This is a genomic window from Paenibacillus motobuensis (assembly GCF_039521865.1).
Taxonomy (GTDB): Bacteria; Bacillota; Bacilli; order Paenibacillales; family Paenibacillaceae; genus Fontibacillus; species Fontibacillus motobuensis.
Genome location: NZ_BAAACX010000022.1, coordinates 1 through 6,027, shown reverse-complemented (window position 1 = coordinate 6,027; position 6,027 = coordinate 1). Strand labels below are relative to the sequence as shown.

At 46.6% G+C, this 6,027-nt stretch carries 6 protein-coding genes, 1 tRNA gene and 1 pseudogene; all 8 read left to right on the top strand.

Features of this window, described 5'->3' with window-relative positions; genetic code table 11:
• Positions 1-26: 26 nt before the first annotated feature.
• A tRNA-Pro gene (locus ABD014_RS21715) sits at positions 27-100 on the top strand.
• A 156-nt stretch (positions 101-256) separates the two neighbouring features.
• The gene (locus tag ABD014_RS21710; protein WP_343864808.1) at positions 257-994 is read left to right on the top strand and encodes a tRNA(His) guanylyltransferase Thg1 family protein; all 738 of its coding nucleotides are present in this window, start codon (positions 257-259) and stop codon (positions 992-994) included.
• A 1-nt stretch (position 995) separates the two neighbouring features.
• Positions 996-1,439, top strand: a complete 444-nt coding sequence (locus ABD014_RS21705; RefSeq protein WP_343864806.1) for an AAA family ATPase — start codon at positions 996-998, stop codon at positions 1,437-1,439.
• Positions 1,440-1,659: 220 nt separating this feature from the next.
• Positions 1,660-2,004: a 50S ribosomal protein L19 gene (gene rplS, locus ABD014_RS21700; RefSeq protein ID WP_343864804.1), complete on the top strand. Its 345-nt coding sequence runs from the start codon at positions 1,660-1,662 to the stop codon at positions 2,002-2,004.
• 110 nt (positions 2,005-2,114) lie between these two features.
• Positions 2,115-2,720: a signal peptidase I gene (gene lepB, locus ABD014_RS21695; protein WP_343864802.1), complete on the top strand. Its 606-nt coding sequence runs from the start codon at positions 2,115-2,117 to the stop codon at positions 2,718-2,720.
• 42 nt (positions 2,721-2,762) lie between these two features.
• Positions 2,763-3,626, top strand: a complete 864-nt coding sequence (ylqF, locus tag ABD014_RS21690; RefSeq protein ID WP_343864800.1) for a ribosome biogenesis GTPase YlqF — start codon at positions 2,763-2,765, stop codon at positions 3,624-3,626.
• Positions 3,627-3,901: 275 nt separating this feature from the next.
• On the top strand, positions 3,902-4,522 hold the full coding sequence (locus tag ABD014_RS21685; RefSeq protein ID WP_343864810.1) for a ribonuclease HII: 621 nt from the start codon (positions 3,902-3,904) through the stop codon (positions 4,520-4,522).
• Between the two features lie 261 nt (positions 4,523-4,783).
• Positions 4,784-6,027 (top strand): annotated as a pseudogene (locus ABD014_RS21680) (flagellar hook-length control protein FliK); the annotation flags it as partial.

The window sequence follows — 6,027 nt, the reverse complement described above, 5'->3', positions numbered from 1 at the left end:
TAACGGGATTATTTCGATAACCATATCGGGGTATGGCGCAGTCAGGTAGCGCGCGCCCTTGGGGTGGGCGAGGTCGTGGGTTCGAATCCCGCTACTCCGATTTGAAGCAACTTGCACTATATTTTCATAATAATGATCTTGGCCGTTTTGAACAGTGGATCTGTTTAGGGCCTTTTTTTTATAGGGAAAGATTATGAAGTATAGAAGAAGTAAAGAGCTATATGGAGAACAGATGATTAGATAGAAAGGAGTAAATATGAAAAAGGACGACTTTGGTAACCGAATGAAGGGTTACGAAAACATTTTTAGACAAACTCTTCCTCAGAGACTTCCAGTGATTATAAGAATCGATGGTTCGCATTTCCATACCTTTACCCGCGGGATGATAAAGCCGTTTGATGAAGTATTAATCCAGGCTTTTTGGGAGACATGCAAATATCTGGCGGAGAATATAATGGGCTGCAAGCTGGTCTACCATCAGAGTGATGAGATCTCTATCCTGCTGACCAACTATGATAAATTAACAACACAGTCTTGGTTTGAAAATAATCTACAGAAAATGGTTTCAGTTTCTGCTTCAATGGCTACTGCAAAGTTCAATGAGGTAATCCAAAAAAGCAATCCAAATAAAGAGCTTGCTACATTTGATAGCAGAGCCTGGGTACTTCCGCAGGATGAGGTAACTAACTACTTTCTATGGAGACAGCAGGACGCAACTAAAAACAGCATTTCGATGGTTGCTCAGGCAAACTTCCCTCATAAAGAGTTACAGGGGCTAGATGGGAAAAAGCTTCAGGACAAGTTGTTTCTTGAGAAAGGTATAAATTGGAACGACTTACCCGTTTGGCAAAAACGTGGAGCCTGCATTACAAAACAGAACTATAAAAAAGGGGAAGTAATTCGAAGTAAGTGGGACGTAGACTTAAATACACCGATCTTCAGTCAGAATAGAGAATACATAAACCAATACGTATACTTATCAAAGGATGAATGATATGGAGTGTGTAATTTTCATTGGAATTCAAGCTTCTGGAAAATCTACATTCTATAAAGAAAAGTTTTTTAAAACTCATATGAGGATCAATCTTGATATGTTACGGACTAGGAATCGAGAAAATGTATTTCTTCAGGCATCAATTGATACTAGTCTGCCGTTCGTGGTCGATAATACGAACCCAACAATAGAGGAGCGGAAAAAGTATATCGATTTGGCTAAAACTCATAAATATAAGTTAGTGGGTTATTACTTTGAACCAGATTATGATTTATCGTATGAACGTAACGAAAAGAGGCAAGGAAATGAAAAGGTTCCTGAGGTAGGAATCAAAAGCACACTGAAGAAATTAGAAATACCTTCATATCATGAAGGATTTGATGAATTGTACATAGTACGCTCGCTTCATGAAGAATTTGAAGTCGAAGAATTAACTTTGAAATGAGGCCTCTATGGAGAAAGAAGAGGGCCATTCGCTTAATTTCTAAATTATCCTGAACACTTTACGCATAAGATTGACCTCCTTATAATTTTCTTGATACACCTTATAAAATGTGGTATTATTAACTTTGTTGTGAAATCGGTGGTCCGCTGCGGATGATGAAGGAAAACATGAGGGTTTCCGGAAGAGGCATGAACACCTGAGTGGAAGGAGGGAGTCCTAGATGAATATCGTACAAGCGATTACGCAAGAACAACTTCGCAAGGATATTCCGAGCTTTCGTCCTGGTGACACTTTAAAAGTGTTCGTTAAGGTTATCGAGGGATCTCGTGAGCGTATTCAGTTGTTTGAAGGTGTTGTAATTAAGCGTCGTGGTGGTGGAATCAGCGAAACTTTTACAGTTCGTAAAATTTCGAACGGTGTAGGTGTGGAAAGAACTTTCCCGCTTCATTCCCCAAAACTCGATAGAATCGAAGTGGCTCGCCGTGGTAAAGTGCGTCGTGCGAAGTTGTACTATCTTCGTGAGCTTCGCGGTAAAGCAGCGAGAATTAAAGAAGTACGTCGTTAATAGGGTTAACGATAAGGGGGGGCTTGTGTCTTTACTCAAGCTCCCTTTCTATATTTATAAAAGGCTATATAGTGCTGCATACTATATGTGACAAGGAGAGATCGCGATCCATGGAACAGCATATTCATGCGGAAGATTCCCAAAAGCCGCCCCAAGAACATAAGAGCGAGGCAATGGAGTGGATAAAGGCCATTGTGATCGCTGTCGTATTAGTATTATTGATCCGATGGCTGTTGTTTGCTCCATTTATTGTCGACGGGCCGTCAATGCATCCGAATTTCTATACTGGCGAGAGAATTATCGTCAACAAGATTGTTTATGATTTCCGTGCGCCTAAGCACAGTGAAGTTGTCGTCTTCCATGTTCCATCGGAGGGACGTGATTTCATTAAGCGCGTAATCGGTGTGCCTGGCGATACCGTCAAGGTTGACGGTGACACTATTACGGTCAATGGTCAAGTCATTGAAGAGCCTTATATCCAGGAGGCCCTGGATGAGAAGCATAAAAATAACCAACTATACAATATTGAAAAAAACTTCCCTAATGAGCAGTATCCGGACGGAAAGGTTCCGGAGGGCTATGTGTTTGTACTTGGCGACAATCGGTCGAATAGTACGGATAGCCGTGCGATCGGGTTTGTGCCGTTCAAAGATATTATCGGGCGGGCGGATCTTGTATTCTGGCCTGTAAAAGATATCAAAATGATCGGTCACTAATTTCGAAAGTAAAGATATGCTCGGGAAAATTGAGGTGATACGATGACGATTCAATGGTTTCCCGGACATATGACCAAGGCTCGCCGGCAGATTCAGGATAAGCTTAAGCTTATCGATGTTGTGATCGAGCTGTTGGATGCAAGGTTGCCGATGTCCAGCAGAAATCCGATGATCGATGAAATTTTGCAGGGTAAGCCACGTTTGATCGTACTGAACAAAGCCGATCTGGCAGATCCCGGCGTAACGAAGCAATGGCTGGAAGTATTCAAGCAAGAGGGGCATCTTGCTGTTGCTGTTGATGCATACAGCGGCCAAGGGATTAAAGAAATCCCTGTCTTGGCCAAAGTGCTGTTGAAAGATAAGCTGGAGAAGCAACGGGCAAAAGGCATGAATCCACGTGCGGTCCGTGCCCTGATCGTAGGGATTCCTAACGTAGGGAAATCTACGTTGATTAACCGATTGGCGGGGCGGAACATTGCGGCTACTGGAGATCGTCCTGGCGTTACCAAGGGTCAGCAGTGGATCAAGGTAGGGACCGATATGGAACTGCTCGATACTCCGGGAATCCTCTGGCCGAAATTTGAGGATCAGAATGTAGGTTATCGCCTGGCGGTAACTGGAGCAATCCGTGAAGAAATATTGAATGTGGAAGACATCGCTTTTTTTGGCGTTAAATATTTAGTTAAATATTATTGGGAGCCCTTCTCTAGCCGATTTGAGTTGAAGGAGCCACCTCAAGATCCGGAAAATCCGGATGACATTGTAGCGGTGATGGAAGCTGTAGGACGCAAGCGTGGTTGTATCGTTAGCGGCGGGCGTGTTGATCTGGAGAAAGCCTCGGGAATATTGCTGCGCGAGCTGCGTGCTGGCAAGCTGGGAAGATATTCAATGGAAGCCCCATACTAAGGTTAGATTACTACAATGCAATTCATGCTCGAATAATCCTTCCGGGATAGTCTGATGGCTCCTGGGAGGATTTTTTTTGTACTTAGGCTTTGTGTAAAAATGAAATAGCCACCAGGGAAAAATTTCATCCTTATGGATCGCTTAATTTAGACGTCGTTCAACCGATAAATAGTATATAGTGTACTTATAGCTTCATAGAGGGACAAACGGATGTGTAGGGCCGCCCCTCATCATAGAATATCAGGTGTAGTTGGCGGGGAGAACGGGGAGAAATGATGAGTCATTTATTGAAATACGAACAGGAATATTGGGAGTTATCTTATCAGAACATTGCAGGTGTGGATGAAGTAGGTCGGGGTTGTCTGTTTGGTGATGTAGTCGCGGCTGCGGTCATTTTACCGCGAGGTCTCGTGCTGGAGGATGTCGATGATTCCAAGAAGCTGAGTGCCAAGAAACGGGAGTATTTATACGACGTGATTATGGAACAGGCTGTAGCTGTAGGAGTTGGTTATGTGGATGCTCCAACCATCGATCAGATTAATATTAAACAGGCTGCACGCCTAGCGATGAAGCAGGCGGTGAGTCAATTGACCGTCAAGCCGGACATGCTGCTGATTGATGCAGAGAAGATCGATACTGATATTCCCCAGCTGGCTATTATTAAAGGCGATGCCACAAGCCAGTCGATTGCAGCCGCATCGATTGTCGCCAAAGTTACTCGGGACAGGCTCTGTCAGGGAGAATGGGATGTAAAATATCCTGAATACGGAATTGCAGTACATAAGGGTTATGCCACGAAGCTGCATCGGGAGCAAATTATGGCTTTGGGTCCAACGCCGATGCACCGCCGAAGCTTCTTGCGAAACTTGCTGATTGAAGAACAGACGTTGTTCTGATTAACCCGCCAAGTCAGGCGGGTTTTCCGTATCGTCTAACGAAACTTCAGAACGTTATTTCCTCGCTAATAAAGGTAAATAAAATCTAACGAAACACCATATCGTTATTTAGGAGAATTTAAGGTGTTAAGCGCCGAATTGGCTTAAATAACGATACCCAGTTTCGTTTAAATTTTTAGAGGCGCATTTCAGTTGAAATAGCGATACATGTTTCGTTAGAAATCGATAATCACCTCTATTTTAGGGTTGGGAGGGAAGTTGATGAATATAGGACCTCTGCTGAGAAGTATGCTGGGGGATGCACGTCCTGGAGAGCCGCGTACGCTAGAGCTCAAGGCCGGACAGGTGGTACGCGGAACGGTGCTTAGCGTATCCGAGGATGGGCAGGAAGCGGTGATTCAGGTGCAGGGGGTGAAGCTCCATGCCACGTTAGAAACCCCGCTGCAGCAAGGGCAGACGACGCTATTGCAAGTACAGCCGCAGGTTCAGGATGGACAAATGGTACTTAAGCCAATCAACCAGCCAGTAACATCGGGGTTGTCTTCCTCCTCGCTCGCCGGACTATTAAGTGAATTCGGACTGGAGAACACTGCGGCGAACCGTGATTTGATCCAATCCATGCAGGCGAGCGGTATACCTCTGACTAAGGAGAATGTCACTCAACTCCTTAGTCTAACGGCACTAAAACCGCCTTCTGTACCGTTATCCGAATGGGTCCAAGCTGCTGGAATTGCATTGAATCGAGGTTTGCCTTTGACTGGAGAAACGGTGGGCAGCTTGCATCAAGCGATTTTTGGCCCGCCACTGCATGTACTATTGTCGAATCTCGAGGAGCAGTTGGCGGCATTCATAGGAGGAGGGCGCTTGAATGTACCGGGGCAGACAGATGGGCAAGCGAACAGCGCTCAAGTTCCAATGGCTCCCGGAGCGGAAATCCAGAATCCGGGGACGGGACAGCTGGCCGCAAACGCTGCTGTCCCTAATGCCGCAACACTCGGTGCATCAGCTGGAGGATCGGCTGCAGCGGCGATTGCTACACAAGGAGCTGCACAGGGAAGCGGAGTGGCAGGCGCGAATGAGGGTGTGTTAAACCCAACTCCGACGATGTCCCAGACTGCGATGGATGGCGGTGGAAAGGCAGTTCCTTTCTCGGCTTCCTCATTGCCAATGGCAGATGGTTCATTGGCGTCTACGGTACAGGGGGCCGGTACTCAGACGACGGATGCTCTGCTCAGCAAACTGCAGAGCTTGCTAACGCAGCTGCGCGCCACGATAGCGCAGAATGCTGTTGCCTTGCCTGGCAGAGGGCAAGGCGGTACAGAGCTGACCGCAGCGGAGCGCGCGGTCGGCCTTGCCGCAGGCACAAGCACGGGTGCTAGTGCTGCGGCTGCGGCCCCGGCTGGCGAAGCTCCTGCAGGGGCTTCGCCGCTGGCAGCGCCCCCCACGGCGGTTGAGCCGTGGGTGGGGCTCGTGCTCAAGCTGCTCGGTGCGGAGCACGAGCAGCA

Coding starts and splice junctions, on each gene's coding strand:
- rplS (WP_343864804.1), top strand. CDS start 1,660: ATGAATATCGTACAAGCGATTACGCAAGAACAACTTCGCAAGGATATT.
- ABD014_RS21710 (WP_343864808.1), top strand. CDS start 257: ATGAAAAAGGACGACTTTGGTAACCGAATGAAGGGTTACGAAAACATT.
- ABD014_RS21705 (WP_343864806.1), top strand. CDS start 996: ATGGAGTGTGTAATTTTCATTGGAATTCAAGCTTCTGGAAAATCTACA.
- ylqF (WP_343864800.1), top strand. CDS start 2,763: ATGACGATTCAATGGTTTCCCGGACATATGACCAAGGCTCGCCGGCAG.
- lepB (WP_343864802.1), top strand. CDS start 2,115: ATGGAACAGCATATTCATGCGGAAGATTCCCAAAAGCCGCCCCAAGAA.
- ABD014_RS21685 (WP_343864810.1), top strand. CDS start 3,902: ATGAGTCATTTATTGAAATACGAACAGGAATATTGGGAGTTATCTTAT.